The following is a 484-nucleotide window of genomic DNA, read 5'->3' as shown; positions in this document are numbered from 1 at the left end:
CGAACCTCTCTCCAGGAGTTCACGATGGCCGACGTGGCCTTCGTCGTCACCACGATCGCGGTTTTCGCGTTGGTGGCGCTCATTGCCAAGGGGGTGGCAAAGCTGTGACTGCCGAAAACATCGTCGGTCTGATCGTGGCCGTCGCCCTCCTGGGTTACCTCGTCCTCGCCCTTGTGTACCCGGAGAGGTTCTGAGTCCCGTCATGTCTCCTGTTCTTGCTGGTGTGCTCCAGTTCCTCGCGCTCGCGGTGGCGCTGGTGCTGGCCTACCGTCCGCTGGGCGATTACATGGCCCGGGTCTACTCCTCGGACAGGCACCTGCGTGTCGAGAAGTGGGTCTACAAGGCCATCGGTGCCAATCCGTCCACCGAGATGCGCTGGCCCGCCTATCTGCGCGGTGTCCTCGCCTTCTCCGCGGTGAGCGTCCTCTTCCTGTACCTGATGCAGCGCCTGCAGGGTTCGCTGCCCGGCTCGCTGGGGTTCGTG

At 64.0% G+C, this 484-nt stretch carries 2 protein-coding genes; both read left to right on the top strand.

Going from position 1 to position 484, the window contains the following annotated elements; translation table 11 throughout:
• The first annotated feature begins 104 nt into the window (after positions 1-104).
• The gene (gene kdpF, locus ADK54_RS42670; RefSeq protein ID WP_063801986.1) at positions 105-194 is read left to right on the top strand and encodes a K(+)-transporting ATPase subunit F; all 90 of its coding nucleotides are present in this window, start codon (positions 105-107) and stop codon (positions 192-194) included.
• Positions 195-202: 8 nt separating this feature from the next.
• Positions 203-484 (top strand): potassium-transporting ATPase subunit KdpA (locus tag ADK54_RS15730; RefSeq protein ID WP_199826977.1); only part of this gene is annotated, 282 nt, incomplete at its 3' end.

The sequence above is a fragment of the Streptomyces sp. WM6378 genome, assembly GCF_001279695.1.
Classification (GTDB): Bacteria; Actinomycetota; Actinomycetes; order Streptomycetales; family Streptomycetaceae; genus Streptomyces.
This window is presented reverse-complemented; position numbering and strand designations above follow the sequence as displayed.